Here is an 18685-nt window from a genome sequence, read left to right on the forward strand (position 1 = left end):
AAAAGCGCGATGGTGCCCGGAGCCGGAATCGAACCGGCATGGGGTTGCCCCCGGCGGATTTTAAGTCCGATGCGTCTACCAGTTTCGCCATCCGGGCCTGCAGCGCGGCGCCGATTGTAGCCCAGCTGCAGAATCCCGACCGGATTGCAGTGGAGCGGCGGTGTGCTTAACTGTCGCTCCCATTCATGTCATAGTCCAAAGCCTCGTTCCCAGGGGGGGAGCCACCCGATGTCGCTGCACGCGATTGCCTATGCCAGCGAGGCCCGCGCCGACCTGCAGACAACCGATCTTGACCGCCTGCTGGCCGATGCCACGGCATTCAACCGAGTAGCCGGTGTCACGGGTGTGCTGATGTTCGATGGCAGCCGTTTCCTGCAGTACCTGGAAGGCCCGGAGGATGGCATCGATTCGGTGTACCAGCGCATCGCCAATGCGCGCAGCCATGGACAACTGAAGGTGCTGTGCCGCGCGCCGGTGGCGCAGCGGGCATTCCCGCGCTGGTCGATGGGGACCCGGCGCATTGATACAGAACTGCTGGTACAGATCGTCGACGCCTCATGGCCGGGCTTCGTGCTTGGCGGCGGTGGCTTCGAGCGCCTGCTGCAGGCCTGGACCGGCGCCGATGGCGAACTGGAGCCGGCCGCGGTCGCACTGGGTTCCTGACCCCACCTTGGCGGCCGGGCACCCGGGCCGTTAGGCTGTAGCCTTTCTGGCATGGATCTTCCCGGAGTGGCAAAGCGAATGAGTAGGTCGGCCATGCCCATGGCAGTACGCATGCGATTTCAGCCGTTGCATGGGATGCGGCGTTGAGCGCGCCGCTTGCGGCAGCAGCGTCGCCGCGCTTCGCGGTGATCGGGCTGGGCTACGTGGGCCTGCCACTGGCGGTGGCCTTCGGCCGGCACTGGCCGACGCTCGGCTTCGACATCGATGCTGATCGCATCGCCGAGCTCCGCGACGGCCAGGACCATACGCTGGAAATGGAGGCCGATGAGCTGGCCAGTGCGCAGCAGTTGCAGTACGGCAGCGATCCGGCTTTGCTCGATGCCTGCAATGTCTACATCGTTACCGTGCCGACCCCGATCGATGCCTATGAGCAGCCCGATCTGGAGCCGCTGCGTTCGGCGACGCGGCTGATCGCCAGCCACCTGCGTGCGGGTGACCTGGTGATCTACGAATCCACGGTGTACCCCGGCACCACCGAAGAGGTCTGCGTGCCGCTGCTGGAGCAGCTTTCCGGGCTGCGCTTCAACGAAGACTTCTACTGTGGTTACAGCCCGGAGCGGGTCAGCCCCGGCGACCGCCAGCGGCGCCTGGCCGATATCCGCAAGATCACCTCGGGGTCGACACCGGAAGTGGCTGCGGTGATTGATGGCCTGTACCAGCGCATCATCGCCGCCGGTACCTTCCCGGCGCCGTCGATGCGTGTGGCCGAAGCGGCCAAGGTGGTGGAGAACATCCAGCGTGACGTCAACATCGCGCTGGTCAATGAGCTGGCGCTGATCTTCGACCGGCTCGGCATCGACACCCAGGATGTGCTCGACGCCGCCGGCAGCAAGTGGAACTTCCTGCCATTCCGGCCGGGCCTGGTTGGCGGCCACTGCATCGGCGTGGACCCGTACTACCTGCTGCACAAGTCCGAGAGCGTGGGTTACCACCCGGACCTGATCCACACCGCGCGGCAGGTCAACAACCGCGTCGGTGAGCACGTGGCGTCGCGTGTGCTGGCAATGCTGGCCGAACGTGGCCGCGCACCTGCGCAGTCGCGTATCCTGGTGCTGGGCGTGACCTTCAAGGAGGATTGCCCGGACCTGCGCAACAGCCGCGCGCTGGAACTGGCGCAGCGCCTGCGTGATGCCGGCGCACAGGTGGAGGTCAGCGACCCGTGGGTCGGCCCGGCGGCATTGGCTGACGCGGGCGTGCACTGGCTGGCCGAGCCGGTGGCGGGGAGTTACGACGCCGTAGTTCTGGCAGTGGCCCATGCCCGATTCAAAGCCATGGATGACGCCGCAATCCAGGCGCTGCTGGCGCCCGGCGGCATCGTCTACGACGTGAAATCGGCCTGGCCGCGCAACGTGGTTGACGGTCGCCTGTAAACGCCGGTGATGGCCGGCGCGGTAGACTCGCAGGCAGTTGCAACCAAGGAACGCCATGCACCGGTATATCGTCTACCTGCTCGCCATCCTGATGTTTCCCATCTGCCTGTGGTTGGCCACGATCTGGCCGGCCTGGTACTGGGGCGTCGGCCTGACTGCCGCGATGGTGGCGCTGGGGACCTGGGATCTGCTGCAGAAGCGCAGCACGCTGCGCCGCAACTATCCGGTGATGGCGCATTTCCGCTATGGCCTGGAATCAATCGGCCCGGAAATCCGCCAGTACTTCGTGCAGAGCGACCTGGAGGACGTGCCGTTCTCGCGCCAGCAGCGTGCGCTGATCTACCAGCGCGCAAAGAACGAAATGGACACGGTGCCGTTCGGTACCCTGCGCAGTACCTATGCGGTGGATTACGAGTGGATCAACCATTCGCTGGCTCCCACCTCCATCGCCAAGCATGATTTCCGCGTGCTGATTGGGCCGAACTGCGCCAAGCCTTATTCGGCCAGCGTGTTCAACATCTCGGCGATGAGCTTCGGTTCGCTCTCGGCCAACGCGATCCGCGCACTGAACGAAGGTGCGCGGCGCGGTGGCTTCTACCACGACACCGGCGAAGGTTCGATTTCGCCCTACCACCGCGAGATGGGCGGCGATCTGGTCTGGGAGATAGGCTCGGGCTACTTCGGCTGCCGTGACGAGAAGGGTGGTTTCAGCGAAGAGCGCTTCGTCGCCAACGCTACCCACGACCAGGTCAAGATGATCGAGATCAAGCTGTCGCAGGGTGCCAAGCCGGGCCACGGCGGCGTGCTGCCGGCACCAAAGGTGACCGCCGAAATATCGGTGACCCGTGGTGTTCCGATGGGCGTGGACTGCGTATCGCCGTCGCGTCACTCGGCATTCTCGACGCCGGTCGAACTGTTGCAGTTCGTGGCCCGGCTGCGCGAGCTGTCCGGTGGCAAGCCGGTCGGTTTCAAGCTGGCCATCGGACACCCCTGGGAATGGTTCGGCATCGCCAAGGCGATGCAGGAAACCGGGCTGCTGCCGGACTTCATCGTGGTCGATGGTGCCGAGGGAGGCACCGGCGCGGCACCGGCTGAATTCGTCGACCATGTCGGCGTACCGATGCATGAAGCACTGCTGCTGGTGCACAACACCCTGGTCGGCCTGGACCTGCGCGAGCGCATCCGCATCGGCGCCGCTGGCAAGATCACCAGTGCGTTCGACATCGCGCGCACCATCGCGCTGGGTGCCGACTGGTGCAATGCCGGCCGAGGCTTCATGTTCGCGCTGGGCTGCATCCAGTCGTTGAGCTGCCACACCGACAAATGCCCGACCGGCATCGCGACCCAGGACCCCGCGCGCTGGAAGCATCTGGATGCACCGGACAAGGCCACCCGTGTGTACAGCTATCACGAGCACACACTGCATGCCTTGAAGGAACTGTTGTGCGCGGCGGGCCTGAACGATCCGGCCGAGCTGGGGCCGGAGCACATCCTGCGTCGCGTGTCGCCGGTGGAAATCCGTTCGCTGGCGTCGCTTTACCGCTACCTGGAACCGGGCGAGCTGCTGCACAAGGTGCCCGATCATGCGGTATTCCATGCCTTCTGGGCCGATGCGCGCAGCGACTCGTTCCAGCCGCCGCCGAAGATCCAGGCTCTGCGCGCCAGCAAGTCGCGGTAGCGTGATGTTGTAGAGCCGAGCCCATGCTCGGCTGCTGTTCTCATCGCGAGGTCGGAACGAAGAACAGCCGAGCATGGGCTCGGCTCTACGAGGAGATGTCATGCAGTTCAGGACCGGCACCATGGATGACGTGGCCAAGTTGTGGGCGTTGCGCACGCGTTGCGTGCGCGAGACCTGCAGCAGCCATTACCCACCCGCGGTCATTGCGCCCTGGTCGGCGTCGCCGCCGCCCGCGCAGTACGCGCGGCTGCTGGGGCAGGGCGGTTGCGTGGTGGCCGAGGACGGGCAGGGTGGCCTGCTCGGCTTCGGCGTCTTTGATGTCGATGCCAATGAAGTCGATGCGTTGTTCGTCGATCCGGATCATGGCGGCCTGGGCATTGGCCAGGCGCTGATGCAGCGCCTGCTGGCGATGGCTGATCGTGAGCGTGAGGTGGTGCTGTCGGCCTCGCTCAATGCGGTGCCGTTCTATCAACGGCAGGGCTTTGTCAGCGTGCGTGAGGAAGCCTATGCACATCCCAGCGGTGTGGCGTTGGCCTCGGTGAGCATGCGCAGGCCGTGGTGACGTGGCGTCGAGCATGGGCTCGACGCTACGCCACAGGCGTCACCGCTCCGCCAACCAACCGATCACGCCTTCGGCGGCACGCCGGCCACTGGCGTAGCACGCGGTCAGCAGGTAGCCGCCGGTGGGGGCCTCCCAGTCCAGCATTTCACCGGCGCAGAACACGCCAGGAACGGCCCGCAGCATCAGGCCGTCATCCAGCGCATCCAGGCGCACGCCACCGGCGGTGCTGATCACCTCGGCCATCGGCCTTGGGCGCAGCAGGCGCAGCGGCAGGCGCTTGAGCGTGGTGGCCACAGCCGGCAGGTCGTTGCCGGCCTCCTTGCCAAGAATCTCGAACACGAGAGCGGCCTTCACCGCATCCAGACCCGCCTGGCGGCGCAGGTGCTCGCCGAAGCTTCGGCCCTTGCGGGGACGTGACAGGTCGGCCAGCAGGCGCGCCTCGTCGCGACCGGGCACCAGGTCCAGCCACAGCATTGCGTGGCCATCGCGGTTGATGGTCTCGCGCAGGTCGGCGGCCAACGCGTAGACCAGGCTGCCTTCAATGCCATATTCGCTGGCCACGCACTCGCCTTGCAGCGACCGCGGTTGTCCAGCCAGGTCGATCCAGTGCGCGACCACCGGCTTCAATGGTGCGCCGGCATTGCGCTGGGCAAAGAACGGCGTCCAGTCCACGTCGAAGCCACAATTGGCTGACTGCAGCGGCGCGATGTCCACGCCACGCGCCTGCAGTGGCGCGACCCAGGCGCCATCACTGCCCAGCTGCGGCCAGCTACCGCCGCCCATCGCCAGTACCGTGGCATCGGGGTGCACATCGATTTCCCCCGCCTCGGTGGCAAAGCGCAGGGCGCCGTCGTCACTCCAGCCGATCCAACGGTGGTTGGCGTGCAGGCGCACGCCCTGTTCCTTCAACCGGCGCACCCAGCCGCGCAGCAGCGGCGCCGCCTTGCGGTCGACCGGGAACACGCGGCCGGAGCTGCCCACATAGGTTTCCACGCCCAGGCCGGCGGCCCAGTCACGCAGTGCCTGTGCGTCGAAGCCGTCCAGCCAGTTGCCGACCACAGCGGCCTGCTCGCGGTAGCGGCTGTCGAACAACGGCCGCGGATCGGAATGGGTGAGGTTGAGGCCGCCCTTGCCGGCGATCAGGAACTTGCGGCCAGGCGACCCCTTGGCCTCGTACAGGTCGACCTCCAGCCCAGCGGCACGCAGGCGTTCGGCGGCGAACAGGCCGGCCGGGCCGCCGCCAATGACGGCGACCCGATGGGGCATGGCGGCATTACGGTTTGACATCGAGCAGCTCGACGTCGAACACCAGCGACGAGCCCGCCGGAATCGGGCCGACCTTGCGGTCCCCGTAACCGTAGTCCGGCGGAATCATCAGCGTGCGCTTGCCGCCGACCTTCATGCCGGCCACGCCCTCGTCCCAGCCGCGGATGACCTGGCCGGCGCCGAGCGCGAAGGTGAACGGCTCGCCGTGCTTGAAGGAGCTGTCAAAGGTCTTGCCGTGCTTGGTCTCGGTACGGTTGTCGTAGATCCAGCCGGTGTAGTGCACCGTGACCTTGCTGCCGGCGATGGCTTCGGCGCCGGTGCCTGGCACGGTATCGATCCGCTCGAAGGTGGTCAGCGTGCCGCCGGGCGGCGGGCCGGACGGTTCGGTCGAGCAGCCAGCGGCGGCGAGGGACAGCAGCAGGGGAAGCAGCAGGCGGCGCATCGGGCGTCTCCAGAAGGGCGCGGGGCGAGGGCGGCAAGGGTAGCGCATCGGCGCCGGGTATCATGGGGCCATGGCAAAACTCCTGCTCAATCTGCGCAACGTCGGCGACGACGAATATGCCGATGTCTGCACGCTGCTCGATCAGCACGGCATCGCCTGGTATCGCACCGAACCCAGCCCGTGGGGCATTTCCAATGGTGGCCTGTGGCTGCGCGACGACGCTGATCATCCGCGTGCGAAGGCGTTGATGGCCGAGTACCAGGCCGAGCGCGGCCCTCGCATCCGCGCTGAGCGTGAGCAGGCATTGCGTGATGGCACGGCCGAGACCTTCGGCAGCCTGTTCCGGCGGCGGCCGGCCTATGTGGTGCTGGTGCTGCTGGCGATGGCCGGCGCGGCGGCGCTGGTGCTGCTGCCGTTCCTGCTGTTGCGGGGGTAACGGGTTTCGACCGGGTTGCACCCGGCACCCGCCGAAGCAAGGTCAACGGCAACGTCAAAAGCCGGGCTTCAGTGGGAGGGTGTGGCGGTGTGGACAGGCGGGACACGCCGTGAACCCCGCTCCGCGGTCCGGCCCAGCCGCTGTCGGCTGTGCGTTCGGGCGCTTGCGAAGCAGTGCTTCGCAAGCAAAGCGCCCCCACCCCTGGGAGCTCGATGGCGCCTTGCTCGTGTGCGCTGTCCTGCGCACACGCAAGACCGGGGTTGGGCGTCCTGCCCAACCCGCCCGAGGCATGCCTCGGGCCCATGGAGCCAACGGTCCCGCCTGCCCACACAGCCCCGCCTCTGACAGCCTCCCGGCTATTGGTAGGTGTCGACCTTGGTCGACACAGCAGATCCACACCATGCGTGGATGAATGGGGATATCTGACCCTGGGGCGGTCTGGCGCTAAAATGGCGGGATGATCGCCAATACCGCTGCCTATCATTTCGCCGTCATCGACGCTCCCCAGGCCCTGTGCGACCAGCTGCTGGCCCGTGCCGAGACGGCGCAGCTGCGCGGCACGATCCTGGTGGCCGGCGAGGGGCTGAACCTGTTCCTGGCGGGGGCGCCGGAGGCGGTCGAGGGCTTCTATGCAGCGCTGCGTGCCGATGCGCGTTTCGCCGACATGCGGGTCAAGACCAGCCTGAGCGAGCACCAGCCGTTCGCGCGGCTGAAGGCCAAGGTCAAGGACGAGATCATCAGCTTCCGCCGCGATGACGGCCAGCCGCTGGACTATCCGCGCGCACCAGCGGTTGATCCGGCCACCGTGCAGCGTTGGTTGCGGCAGGGGCATGACGATGCCGGCAAGCCGGTGGTGATGCTCGATACCCGCAACCTGCAGGAAGTGGAGTACGGCACCTTCAAGGATGCGCTGGTGTTGCCCATCCGCAAGTTCACCGACCTGCCCGAGGCGCTGGCGCCGCATCGCGATGCGCTGCGGGACAGCACCGTGGTCAGTTTCTGTACCGGCGGCATCCGCTGCGAGAAGGCCGCGCTGTGGATGGTCAATGACGGCATGGACAATGTGCTGCAGCTCGATGGCGGCATCCTCGGCTACTTCGAGGAAGTGGGCGGCGAAGGCTACGAAGGCCGCTGCTTCGTGTTCGATGAGCGTGTGGCGCTGGATGCCGAGCTGAAGCCGATGGTCGACCAGCCGCTGCCGGAGCCGCGCCCCAGCGCGTTCTGACCGCGCTTCTGTAGCGCCGAGCCCATGCTCGGCTGCTGTTGGTCGACGAAAGGCAGCCGAGCATGGGCTCGGCTCCACACGATCCGGTGGGTGCTGAACCTGCCCTACGGGAATCAGCATCCCGCCACCGTCACTGGCCGCTGCGCCCGGCCGCCCCCATGCAAGGGTGATCCTGTGACGGAAAAACGCCTGATGATCCCGTTGTCGATCCTTGACCTAGCCCCGGTCTGCGAGGGCAGTGACACCACCGCCGCCTTCGCCAACATGCTGGAACTGGCGCAGCACGCCGATGCGCTGGGCTACCGCCGCTACTGGCTGGCCGAACACCACAACATGCCCGGCATCGCCAGTGCCGCCACCGCCGTGCTGATCGGCCATGTTGCCGGTGGCACCCGGCGCATCCGTGTCGGCGCGGGCGGCATCATGCTGCCCAATCATGCCCCGCTGCAGGTGGCCGAGCAGTTCGGAACGCTGGCCTCGCTGTATCCGGACCGCATTGACCTTGGCCTGGGCCGTGCGCCGGGCACCGATCAGCCGACCGCGCGTGCACTGCGCCGCTATTTCGACAGCGCCGACCAGTTCCCGCAGGACGTGCGCGAGCTGCTGCACTACTTCGAGCCGGTCCAGCCTGGACAGGCAGTGCAGGCCGTTCCGGGTGGTGGCCTGCGGGTGCCGACCTGGATCCTCGGTTCAAGCCTGTTTGGCGCACGCATGGCCGCCTCGATGGGCCTGCCGTATGCATTCGCCTCGCATTTCGCGCCGGACGTGATGGACGAAGCGCTGGCGGTGTACCGCCGCGAATTCCGCCCCTCGGCCACGTTGAAGCAGCCGCACGCGATGCTGGCCCTGAATGTTGTTGCCAGCGACAGCGAGGCCGAGTCGCGTCGCCTGTTCACCAGCCAACAGCAGAGTTTCGTCAACCTGCGCCGCGGCCGGCCGGGCAAGATCCCGGCGCCGATCGACGACATTGAAGCCTTCTGGGAGCCGCACGAAAAGCTCGGCGTGGAACGGGCCCTGGCCTGCACCGTGCTGGGCGATCCGCAGCAGGTGGCCGAGGGTATCGCCGCTTTCGTTGAGCGGCACAAGCCTGACGAGCTGATGCTCACTGCCAACCTGTATGACCACCGTGCGCGCCTGCGTTCCTTCGAGCTGGCGATGAAGGCCTGGCATGGCCGCCACGCGGGCTGAACAATCGCGTCACGGCCCGTTGCGGCCGATCCGCGTCTGATGGGAGCTCCCCTTTCTGGAGTTCCCACCATGGCCGAGACCCGTGCCGAACACATTGCCCAGCTGGCTGAACTGATCAAGGACGTGGAGGTGGCGATGTTCACCACCACCGGCGTCGATGGGCGGCTCTACAGCCGGCCGTTGGCCACCCAGCAGGTCGCCTTCGACGGTGACCTGTGGTTCGTGATCACCGCCGACAGCCCGAAGGTGGCCGAGATCGCGCTCGACCCGCGCGTCAATGTGGCCTATGCCTCGCCATCGAAGAACACCTATGTGTCTGTGGCGGGGCGGGCGCGGGTTGTCGATGATCGCGCGAAGATCGAAGAGCTGTGGTCGCCGGCGATGAAGCTGTTCTTCCCCGCCGGCAAGGAAGACCCCAACCTTCGCCTGATCCACGTGCGCGCCGATAGCGCCGAATACTGGGATGGCCCGGGCACCTTGCTGGGCAAGGCATTGAGCTTCGTGCTGTCGGCGGTGCAGGACGATCCGGCACCGCTGGCGGACAACGGATTCGTCGACCTTCGGTGATTGCCGCATCCACGCGTTGCGTGGATCTAGCGGATGCCGGTAGTGCCGGCCGTTGGCCGGCAACCCTGGAAACGTGGCAGCCGGCCATCGGCCGGCTCTACCGGATGCCGCTTCAGAACCAGCGCTGGAAAAGTTCCACTGTATAGCCCACCAGCTGCCCCGAACTGAAGCCGAAGAACGCGATCGCCACCAGCGCTGCGATCCAGTTGAACAGCATCAATGCACCATCGCGCTCCAGCAGCGCCAGCGAGAACAGCAGCAGCTGGAAACCGAACAGGAAGTTGGTGAACGGAATCGGCAATGACAGCAGGATGCCCAGCAGTACCAGCAGCAGGCCGCTGAAGGCGTGCGCGGGCAGCGGTGTCAGCAACTGCGGCAGGCGAGGCTTCAGCATCCTGTCCAGTCGCCGCAACGGGCGATCGATACGGTCCAGGAAGCGGTGCATGGTGCCGCGCTTCGGCCCGCGTCGGGCAATGAAACCGGGCAGCCAGGGCCGGCGCAGGCAACACAGCATCTGCAGTCCGATCAGGACCACGAGTGGGCCGCTGACCGCACCCCCCATGCCCGGGATCGGGATGAACGAGGGCAGGATCGCCACGAACAGGAACACGCCAAACGCGCTCTGCTGCAGGTTGCTGAGGATCTGGCCGAGCGGCATGTGCTCGGCGGGATCGCCGGAGGCGAACATCTCCAGCAGGGTGCGGATGCCCTCGTTGCGGTAGGTCGGGCGCTGCGCGCCCTGGCCCTGGCCGGCCTCAGGCGGTGAGCTCATCGGCCTGCTCGTCGGACAACGTGCGCAGCAGCAGCTTGTCCACCCGCGCACCGTCCAGGTCGACCACCTCGAAGCGCCAGCCGGCCCAGTCGAAGTACTCGCCTGCGTGCGGGATGCGGCCGAAGTAATGGATGCACATGCCGGCCAGCGTGTAGTAGTCGCCATCCTCGGCATCGGGCAGGTCGTTGCTTCCGATCAGCTCGCGCAGGTCCTCGATCGGCAGCGAGCCGTCGACCAGCAGCGAGCCGTCCTCGCGGGTCACCACCAGTGCATCTTCATCGGCATTCTCCACCGCCTGCAGGCGGCCGACCACGGCGCCCATCAGGTCGCTGATGGTCACCAGGCCCTGGATCTCGCCGTACTCGTCCACCACCAGCGCCATCGACTGCTGCTCCTCGCGGAAGATCTCCAGCAGCTTCATCGCGTGGGTCGATTCGGAGACGTACAGCGGTTCGCGCAGGGTCTGGAACAGCGCGTTGTCGCCGCGCGCCATGCGCGTGGCCAGCGATTTCAGCTCCAGCACGCCGACCACGTCCATGTCGTTGTCGCGGTACACCGGGTACCGCGAGAACTCGTGCTCGGCCATGATGTCCAGATTGCGCTCCAGCCCGGCCTGGGTGTCGAGCCAGGCAATGCGGTTGCGCGGGGTCATCAGGCTGTCGGCGGTGCGGTCGCCCAGGCGCATGACGCGGTTCATCATGTCGCGCTCGTGGGCGTCGATCACGCCAGCTTCGTGGCTCTCGGCCACCAGCATCCGGATCTCTTCTTCAGTCACCTGCGCGGCCTCGTCCTTGCCCAGGCCCAGCACCTTCAGTACCAGCTGGGTGGTCTTGGACAGGAGCCAGACGAAGGGCAGGGCCAGCTTGGCCAGCCAGCTCATCGGCATCGCGACCAGGCCGGCAATGGCCTCGGAGCGGGTCAGGGCCAGACGCTTGGGCACCAGTTCGCCGAAGATCAGCGTGATGAAGGTGATCAGCGAGACCGCCAGGGCGGTGCCTACTTCGCGCGCGTACGCAAAGGCGGGCATCAGGCCCTGCAGCCAGCCGGCGATCGCGTCGCCGATCGCATCACCACCGAGGTAGCCGGTCAGTACGCCGATCACGGTGATGCCGATCTGCACCGTGGACAGGAAGCTCTCCGGCTTCTCCGAAAGCTCCAGCGCCTTGGCGGCGCGCTTGGAGGTGGCGGCCATCTGCTTCAGGCGGCTCTTGCGCGAGGTCATGACCGACATCTCGGACATGGCGAAGAAGCCGTTCAGTAGAACCAGCGCGAAGACAATCAGGATCATTTCAAACACGGGCGTCGTCCCCGGTTGGTGGCAGGGAGGGCGGGTGCTTGCGATGGCGGCTGGCGCTCAGGAACAGGGTCCGGCGCGGCGCTGGGGGATAAGGGTCGTCGTCCATAGGATGCGCCCGAAGGCGCGCTGGCATCTTAGCAAAGGGGCGTGGCAGGGTGGCAACCGCCTGTTCAGGTTCGGGGTTCCAAGCCCCGGAAAGGGGGCGGGGATACCCGTGATGGTCATCTAGCCGTCATAATTCGCTCTGGTGCCGTCCTTCCCGCGACGGCTGACAGGTTTCTCAATGTTCTCTCTGCAGACCATTTTCGGTTCCGGCAAACAGTTCTACACCCTGCTTGATGAGGCTGCCGTCGCGGCTTCCGATGCCGCCAAGGCGCTGCATTCCATGCTGCGCGAGGCCGACCGCCAGCCCGCGCTGGACGCCTTCAAGCTGGCCCGCCTGCGCGAACGCGCGGCCTCGGACAAGATCAGCCAGGCGCTGGTCGACAGCTTCATGACCCCGATCGAGCGCGAAGACATCGAAGCGCTGGGTTCGGCCCTGTACAAGATTCCGAAGCAGATCGAGAAGTTCGCCGATCGCTATTCGCTGGCCACGACCCACCTGGAGCACATCGACTTCGCGCCGCGCGCGGCGATGCTGGAACAGGCCGCCGGCGTGGTGGTGGAGATGGTGGCCGACCTGCGCCACATGAACCTGGACCGGATGACCGCGCTGAACGAGAAGCTGCGCTCGCTGGAGAACGAGGCCGACCGCCTGATGCTCGAGCTGTACCGCGACATCTACTCCGGTCGCCTGGACAACCTGCAGATGTTCCTGCTGAAGGAATTCTTCGAGATCCTGGAGAAGGCCATCGACCGTTGCCGCGAGGCCGGCGTGGTGGCGTACCAGATCGTGTTGAAGAACAGCTGACGGACGCCGCCGCATGTTGACCCTTGTCCTGGTGGTGATCCTGGCCGCGCTCGTCTTCGAGTTCATCAACGGCTTCCACGACACTGCCAACTCCATTGCCACCGTGGTCGCGACCAAGGTGCTCTCGCCCGGCTGGGCGGTGATGCTGGCCGCCTTCATGAACCTCATCGGTGCGCTGACCGGCACTGCGGTGGCGCTGACCATCGCCTCGGGCCTGCTCAACACCAACGTGGTCGAGGTTACTCCGCAGGTGATCCTGTGCGCCCTGCTGGGCGGCATCATCTGGAACCTGATCACCTGGTGGAAGGGCCTGCCGTCCTCGTCTTCGCACGCCCTGATCGGTGGCCTCTGCGGTGCCGGTCTGGCCGCGGCCCACAACAACTGGGACGCGCTGATCTGGTCGGAGCGCCTGGGCAGCTGGGCGCAGAACAAGGGCCTGCTGTGGAAGGTGTTCGTGCCGATGATCACCTCGCCGATCGCCGGCTTCCTGCTCGGCATCGTGGTGATGGTGCTGCTGTGGGCGCTGATCGCCGGCCTGGCCAAGGTCGGTGGCGCCATCGGCCGCCTGGCCCGTCCGCGCATCGTCAATGCCTTCTTCGGCAAGGCGCAGATCGCCTCGGCGGCCTACATGGGCTTCGCCCACGGCCACAACGACGCGCAGAAGACCATGGGCATCATCGCGATGACCCTGATTGGTGCCGAAGCCACCGGCGCACTGAACGATCTGCCGTCCTGGCTGGCCTTCATGCACCCGGACGCCCACGCCGGTGACGGCATCGCGATGTGGATCGTGCTGACCTGTGCGGTGGTGATGGCCGCCGGTACCGCTTCGGGCGGCTGGAAGATCATCAAGACCCTGGGCCACAAGATGGTCAAGTTGCACCCGATCCACGGCTTCGCCGCGGAGACCAGCTCGGCCACCATCCTGACCCTGGCGGCCCACTTCGGCATGCCGGTCTCGACCACACACAGCATCTCCACCGCGATCATGGGCGTGGGCTTCGCCAAGAACCCGCGTTCGCTGAAGTTCGGCGTGATCGAGCGCATCGTCTGGGCCTGGATCCTGACCATTCCCGCGGCAGGCGGCTGTGCGTACCTGATCCTGAAGCTGTTCGAGCTGTTCGGCTGGACCTGATCGCCACGCCAAGGTGCACACGAAAAAGCCCGCCGGATTCCGGCGGGCTTTTTCATGGGAAGAACATTATTTCTGCACCCATCGTGTCGACCAAGGTCGACACCTACCAAAAGCAGAATCAGGTTCGGATCCCGTGCCGACCAACGGTCGGCACCCACCAACGGTCGGGACCCACCGACGGCTCGCAGAAATTTGTCGAAGGCGGGCCGGGGTGGGCAGGCGGGGGCGCAGAGCGCCATGGATGGCGCTCTACGAGGCACGCAGGAGCGGTTTTTGCCGTCCCCCGCCTGCCCACCTCGGCCCGCCAACCCACGGAAACTCTGCTTTTGACGTTGCCGTTGCCGTTGATCCGGCGGGTGCCGGGCCAGCGGCAGGCCCGGCCGACCGTCCTCAATTGCGTTGGAACAACGCCAGCACATCCCTGCGGAACGCCGCCTGGCTGTCCGCCCGGCTGTAGAACATGTGCCCGCCCGGATAACTGCGCACCTGCACCCGGTCCGGATTGCTGCCCATCGTCGGCATCTGGTCCACGGTCAGGATCGAACCCATGAACGGGCACGACAGGTCGTTCCAGCCATGCACGATCAGCACCTGCAGGTGCGGGTCGATCGCCACGGCCTGGCGCAGCTGGGTCACCGCGCCATCGCGCAGTTCGCCATTGCGGTCCCACAGCCGGTTCACGTCGTAGTTCAGCGCCTGGTACCGCGCATCCACCTTCCAGCCGACCACGCGCGTCACGAAGTCGACCATCGCGGTGGTGGTCGGCGCGATGATGCTGTCCAGCAGCGGATCGTTGGCGCGCTGCTCCGGATCGTTCGGGAATGGATCGAACGCGGTTACGTTGGAATCGTAGCGGCTGCCCAGCGTGCCCTTGTCGCGGAACACTTCACGCAGGTAGGCCTGGGTTTCCAGCCGACCACCGGCACGGCGCACGAACTGCGGGTCCAGCCCGGTCAGTTCGGTCACCCGGCGCAGCATTGCCTCGGTCGCCTGCGGATCGCTGCGGCCCTTCATCAACGCGGTGGCGTAGTCGCCACGGGTGTATTCCACTACTTCGCGCATCGCTGCATCGGTCAGCTTGCCCTGGCGCTCCAGGTGCGCGGCGGCGATCGACGGCAGCGTCTGCATCCACGCCATCGGCGAGACATCGGCGTTGTCTTCCAGGGTCGGGCTCAGGTAAGGCGAGACCAATACCAGGCCGTTCATCGCAACACCCAGCCGGGTCTGCAGATAGTGGGTGATGCGTGGGCCGCGGTAGCCGCCGTAGCTCTCGCCGGTCAGGTACTTGCGCGACGCCATGCGCTGGTTGCGCAGCAGCCAGTCGTAGATCGAGCGTGACAGGTATTCGATGTCGGCGCTGGGGTTGTACAGCGCCTTCTTCGCTTCGTCGTCGCCGATGCGCGCGCGGCTGAAGCCGGTCCCGACCGGATCAATGAACACCAGATCGGTGAAGTCCAGCCAGGTGCCGGGGTTGTCATGCAGGGTGGCGGGCGCCGAGGCGCTGTCGCCTTCCGAACCGAAGGTGACCACCTTGGGCCCGATCGCGCCCATGTTGAGGTACACCGACGAGGCACCGGGGCCGCCATTGAGCGCGAACGTCACCGGCCGGTCCTTGCCCGGCATCGTGTACGCAGTGAACACCACATCGGCGATGACCTTGCCCTTCCCATCGCGCACCGGCAGGGTGCCGACGGTGGCGGTGTAGTCCAGGGTGCGGCCGGCCAGGCGCATGCTCTGGCGCGCCGACGCATCGGCGGGCAGCGCAGGCGCGTCGGTCCTGTCGTCTTTCGAATCGGGCTTGGTGTCAGCGGCGGGCGCGGCCAGCACGCTGGTGGGGGCGATGAGCAGGCCGACGCAGAGCGCGGCAGTGTGCAGCAGGGACTTCATGGCACCGGATCGGCAGCGGAAGGGGGTTCCGATGCTAGGCCGGTGGAGTGCCGTGCCGTATGTGTCCAAAGGCATGGCCACGTTCTGCAGCGGCTTGTGGCCAGATTGGATCAAACGGGCAGGGCGGCTGCCGCTTCGTCGTTGGCCAGCAAGCCATAGACGGCCGAGTCCGAAAGCTCGCCTTGGATGCGCCAGCGCTGGCGCAGCACCCCCTCGCGGTGGAAGCCGAGGCGGTCAAGCACATGTGCCGAGGGTACGTTGCGTGGATCGATCTCGGCTTCGATGCGGTGCAGGTGCAAGGTGCGGAACAGATAGCCCAGCATCTGCTGCAGGGCCTCATGCATGTAGCCCTGGCCCTGGCGGTCGGGCGCCAGCAGATAGCCGATCTCGGCCCGCATGGCCTCACGATCAATGGCGAATGCGACGCAGACGCCCAGCAGTGGGCCGTTGGGTGATTCGCGCAGGGCCAGCTTCAACTGGGTGCCGATCGCGTGCGCGGCAAGGTCGTCGTCGATCTGTTCGCGGGCTTCGGCCGGTCGTGTCCAGGCCGGATGGTTCCACCAGCGCATCACGTCCGGATTGGATTGCAGCGCGAACAGCGCGGCCGCGTCGTCACGGCGGATCGGGCTCAGCACCAACCGCGCGCTGTGCAGCGGCAGGGCGGGGAACAGCAACGAGTGGCTGGCCAATACGATGGTCCACACGGGTGGACGCGCATTATGGCTCCGCCGGGTTTGCCGATGGCGGCGTAATGCCAAGGGCGCATGAACCGGTAGTGCCGGCCGCTGGCCGGCGGATCTGCCCTGATCACGCGGATGCCGAGGGTGCCGGCCAGCGGCCGGCACTACCGGATGATGGGGCTGGATCAGACTTCCAGCGACGCCAGGTCGCCCTTGCTCTCCAGCCAGCCCTTGCGGTCGGACGCGCGCTTCTTGGCCAGCAGCATGTCCATCAGCGAGCGGGTCTGCTCGCCATCGTCCACGGTCAGCTGTACCAGGCGGCGCGTATCCGGGTGGATGGTCGACTCGCGCAGCTGCGGCGGATTCATCTCGCCCAGGCCCTTGAAGCGGGTCACGTTGATGGCGCCCTTTATCTTCTCGCGTTCGATCTTGTCCAGCATCGAGCGCTTTTCTTCTTCGTCCAAGGCATAGAACACCTGCTTGCCTACGTCGATGCGGAACAGCGGCGGCATCGCCACGAACACGTGGCCGGCATCGACCAGCGCCGGGAAGTGCTTCAGGAACAGCGCGGTCAGCAGCGTTGCGATGTGCAGGCCGTCGGAGTCCGCGTCGGCCAGGATGATCACCTTGCCGTAGCGCAGGCCACTGATGTCGTCCTTCCCCGGATCGCAGCCGATGGCGATGGCCAGGTTGTGTACTTCCTCCGAGGCCAGCACGCTGTTGGACGAGACTTCCCAGGTGTTCAGGATCTTGCCACGCAGCGGCATGATCGCCTGGAAATCCTTGTCGCGGGCCTGCTTGGCGCTGCCGCCTGCCGAGTCACCTTCCACCAGGAACAGCTCGGTGCGCGACAGGTCCTGGCTGATGCAGTCTGCCAACTTGCCGGGCAGGGCCGGGCCCTGGGTGACCTTCTTGCGGACGACCAGCTTCTCGGTCTTCAGGCGCGCGCTGGCACGCTCGATGGCGATCTGCGCGATCTTCTCGCCCAGCTCCACATTCTGGTTGAGCAGCAGGCTGAAGGCATCATGGGCGGCACCTTCGATGAAGCCGGCCGCCTGGCGCGAGGACAGGCGCTCCTTGGTCTGGCCGCTGAACTGCGGGTCGGTCATCTTCAGCGACAGCACGAACGACACGCGGTCCCACACGTCTTCCGGGGCCAGCTTGACGCCACGCGGCAGCAGGTTGCGGAAGTCGCAGAACTCGCGCAGCGCCTCGGTCAGGCCAGTACGCAGGCCGTTGACGTGGGTGCCGTGCTGGGCGGTGGGGATCAGGTTGACGTAGCTTTCCTGCACCAGCTCGCCTTCCGGCAGCCAGGCCACTGCCCAGTCCACGACCTCGGTGTCCTTCTTCAGGCTGCCGACGAACAGCTCGGCCGGCAGCATCTCGCGATCACCCAGCTCCAGCTTCAGGTAATCGCGCAGGCCGTCTTCGTAGTACCAGGTATCGACTTCACCGGTGGCTTCATCGGTCAGCTTCACAGTCAGGCCCGGGCACAGCACGGCCTTGGCGCGCAGCAGGTGCTTGAGCGCGCGCACCGCGAACTTCGGCGTATCGAAGTACTTCGGGTCCGGCCAGAAGCGCACGCGGGTACCGGTGTTCTTCTTGCCGACGCTGCCGACCACTTCCAGCGGCGTGGCACGGTCGCCGTTGCGGAAGGTGATGCGGTGTTCGGCACCGTCGCGCTTGATGTGCACCTCCACCAGGGTCGAGAGCGCATTGACCACGCTGACGCCGACGCCGTGCAGGCCGCCGGAGAAGGTGTAGTTGTTGTTGCTGAACTTGCCGCCTGCGTGCAGGCGGGTGAGGATCAGCTCGACACCCGGGATCTTCTCCTCCGGATGGATGTCCACTGGCATGCCGCGGCCGTCATCGCTGACCTCCACGCTGCCGTCCTTGTACAGGGTGATCTCGATCGAGCGGGCGTGGCCGGCGAGGGCCTCGTCCACCGAGTTGTCGATCACTTCCTGCGCCAGGTGGTTCGGGCGCGCGGTGTCGGTATACATGCCGGGACGGCGCTTGACCGGGTCAAGGCCGGACAGGACTTCAATATCGGCGGCGTTATAGCGGGCGTTCATCTGTCTTCGAAAGCTTGGAGCGACGGGCAAGTGTGGGGTCTGGCAAGGGAATTTGCACGCCTGCGGTTCAGCCTCGGCGGCGGGGAGGGGGTAAAATGGCAGCCGCTGGAATCTGAACGCCGGCGGCCCCGTTGGGTCTGAACGTCCAAGCCATACCGCGAGGAGGACCTCATGAAGAAGTTGCTGACCATTGCGATCCTGGCCGCTGCCGCCGTTGCAGTGCCGCTGGTGGTGGCGCAGAACGCCGGCCAGCCGGCCCCGCAGCAGGGTGGCCAGGCCGACAAGGCGCAGGCCGAAGCCGATGCCAAGGCCAAGCGCCGCGCCCAGGCCAATGCCGAAATGAAGGCGCAGGGCCAGCCGGCCCCGCAGCAGGAAGAGGAAGAAGAGGCGCGGAAGAAGAAGTAATTCTTCCGCCCTCCGAAGCCCTTGCCGCAAGGGATTCGCCCCCCGACGCCCCGCCCAGCGGGGCGTT

The 18685-nt window shown here is 66.3% G+C and carries 18 protein-coding genes and 1 tRNA gene; 11 read left to right on the forward strand and 8 right to left on the reverse strand.

The window, feature by feature from the left end; all coding sequences use genetic code 11:
* Positions 1-10 precede the first annotated feature (10 nt).
* Positions 11-97, reverse strand: a tRNA-Leu gene (locus ACUDTM_RS00150).
* A gap of 131 nt (positions 98-228) precedes the next feature.
* Between ACUDTM_RS00150 and ACUDTM_RS00155 the strand changes: the two genes are divergently transcribed.
* The 4 genes from ACUDTM_RS00155 (at position 229) to ACUDTM_RS00170 (ending at position 4333) form a co-directional block, all read left to right on the forward strand.
* On the forward strand, positions 229-663 hold the full coding sequence (locus ACUDTM_RS00155) for a BLUF domain-containing protein (protein ID WP_088497736.1): 435 nt from the start codon (positions 229-231) through the stop codon (positions 661-663).
* A 143-nt stretch (positions 664-806) separates the two neighbouring features.
* Positions 807-2093 (forward strand): nucleotide sugar dehydrogenase, encoded by a 1287-nt coding sequence (locus tag ACUDTM_RS00160; protein WP_072166707.1) that lies wholly within the window; start codon positions 807-809, stop codon positions 2091-2093.
* Between the two features lie 55 nt (positions 2094-2148).
* Entirely contained in the window at positions 2149-3771 is a 1623-nt protein-coding gene (locus ACUDTM_RS00165; protein WP_061478458.1) for an FMN-binding glutamate synthase family protein, read from the forward strand.
* A 100-nt stretch (positions 3772-3871) separates the two neighbouring features.
* Complete coding sequence (locus ACUDTM_RS00170) at positions 3872-4333, forward strand: GNAT family N-acetyltransferase (protein ID WP_088497737.1); 462 nt, start codon at positions 3872-3874, stop codon at positions 4331-4333.
* 39 nt (positions 4334-4372) lie between these two features.
* Here ACUDTM_RS00170 and ACUDTM_RS00175 read toward each other — a convergent pair whose 3' ends face one another.
* Positions 4373-5620, reverse strand: a complete 1248-nt coding sequence (locus ACUDTM_RS00175; RefSeq protein ID WP_334271553.1) for a TIGR03862 family flavoprotein — start codon at positions 5618-5620, stop codon at positions 4373-4375.
* Positions 5607-6041 carry an FKBP-type peptidyl-prolyl cis-trans isomerase gene (locus ACUDTM_RS00180; protein ID WP_005416011.1) on the reverse strand — a complete coding sequence of 145 codons (435 nt, stop codon included), beginning with the start codon at positions 6039-6041 and terminating at the stop codon, positions 5607-5609. Before ACUDTM_RS00180 ends, ACUDTM_RS00175 begins: the two co-directional genes overlap by 14 nt.
* Before the next feature lie 70 nt (positions 6042-6111).
* Between ACUDTM_RS00180 and ACUDTM_RS00185 the strand changes: the two genes are divergently transcribed.
* From ACUDTM_RS00185 to ACUDTM_RS00200, 4 genes are all read left to right on the forward strand, one after another.
* On the forward strand, positions 6112-6477 hold the full coding sequence (locus ACUDTM_RS00185) for a DUF6164 family protein (RefSeq protein ID WP_072166702.1): 366 nt from the start codon (positions 6112-6114) through the stop codon (positions 6475-6477).
* A gap of 457 nt (positions 6478-6934) precedes the next feature.
* A complete protein-coding gene (locus tag ACUDTM_RS00190; RefSeq protein WP_088497739.1) occupies positions 6935-7702 on the forward strand; it encodes a sulfurtransferase in 768 nt (255 codons plus the stop codon).
* A 192-nt stretch (positions 7703-7894) separates the two neighbouring features.
* A complete protein-coding gene (locus ACUDTM_RS00195) occupies positions 7895-8890 on the forward strand; it encodes an LLM class flavin-dependent oxidoreductase (RefSeq protein WP_334271555.1) in 996 nt (331 codons plus the stop codon).
* Between the two features lie 69 nt (positions 8891-8959).
* A complete protein-coding gene (locus tag ACUDTM_RS00200) occupies positions 8960-9457 on the forward strand; it encodes a pyridoxamine 5'-phosphate oxidase family protein (RefSeq protein WP_005416015.1) in 498 nt (165 codons plus the stop codon).
* A 112-nt stretch (positions 9458-9569) separates the two neighbouring features.
* Here ACUDTM_RS00200 and ACUDTM_RS00205 read toward each other — a convergent pair whose 3' ends face one another.
* Together ACUDTM_RS00205 and ACUDTM_RS00210 are read right to left on the reverse strand one after the other, a co-directional pair.
* Positions 9570-10229, reverse strand: coding sequence for an exopolysaccharide biosynthesis protein (locus ACUDTM_RS00205; RefSeq protein ID WP_053501113.1), 660 nt, complete (start codon positions 10227-10229; stop codon positions 9570-9572).
* Positions 10213-11517, reverse strand: coding sequence for a hemolysin family protein (locus tag ACUDTM_RS00210; protein WP_088497741.1), 1305 nt, complete (start codon positions 11515-11517; stop codon positions 10213-10215). Before ACUDTM_RS00210 ends, ACUDTM_RS00205 begins: the two co-directional genes overlap by 17 nt.
* A 292-nt stretch (positions 11518-11809) precedes the next feature.
* On the opposite strand from ACUDTM_RS00210, the gene ACUDTM_RS00215 reads away from it, so the two are divergent.
* Both ACUDTM_RS00215 and ACUDTM_RS00220 read left to right on the forward strand, forming a co-directional pair.
* Positions 11810-12436 carry a DUF47 domain-containing protein gene (locus ACUDTM_RS00215; protein ID WP_004152833.1) on the forward strand — a complete coding sequence of 209 codons (627 nt, stop codon included), beginning with the start codon at positions 11810-11812 and terminating at the stop codon, positions 12434-12436.
* 13 nt (positions 12437-12449) lie between these two features.
* On the forward strand, positions 12450-13571 hold the full coding sequence (locus ACUDTM_RS00220; RefSeq protein ID WP_019658889.1) for an inorganic phosphate transporter: 1122 nt from the start codon (positions 12450-12452) through the stop codon (positions 13569-13571).
* A gap of 390 nt (positions 13572-13961) precedes the next feature.
* Here the strand turns inward: ACUDTM_RS00220 and ACUDTM_RS00225 are convergent, their stop codons facing one another.
* From ACUDTM_RS00225 to parE, 3 genes are all read right to left on the reverse strand, one after another.
* The gene (locus tag ACUDTM_RS00225; RefSeq protein ID WP_445391038.1) at positions 13962-15458 is read right to left on the reverse strand and encodes a S10 family peptidase; all 1497 of its coding nucleotides are present in this window, start codon (positions 15456-15458) and stop codon (positions 13962-13964) included.
* 110 nt (positions 15459-15568) lie between these two features.
* Positions 15569-16147: a GNAT family N-acetyltransferase gene (locus tag ACUDTM_RS00230; protein WP_072166935.1), complete on the reverse strand. Its 579-nt coding sequence runs from the start codon at positions 16145-16147 to the stop codon at positions 15569-15571.
* 176 nt (positions 16148-16323) lie between these two features.
* Entirely contained in the window at positions 16324-18213 is a 1890-nt protein-coding gene (gene parE / locus ACUDTM_RS00235; RefSeq protein WP_061478449.1) for a DNA topoisomerase IV subunit B, read from the reverse strand.
* 171 nt (positions 18214-18384) lie between these two features.
* Between parE and ACUDTM_RS00240 the strand changes: the two genes are divergently transcribed.
* Positions 18385-18618 (forward strand): hypothetical protein, encoded by a 234-nt coding sequence (locus ACUDTM_RS00240; RefSeq protein ID WP_005408997.1) that lies wholly within the window; start codon positions 18385-18387, stop codon positions 18616-18618.
* Positions 18619-18685: the final 67 nt, after the last annotated feature.

The sequence above is a fragment of the Stenotrophomonas maltophilia group sp. vghtpe118 genome, from assembly GCF_052605195.1.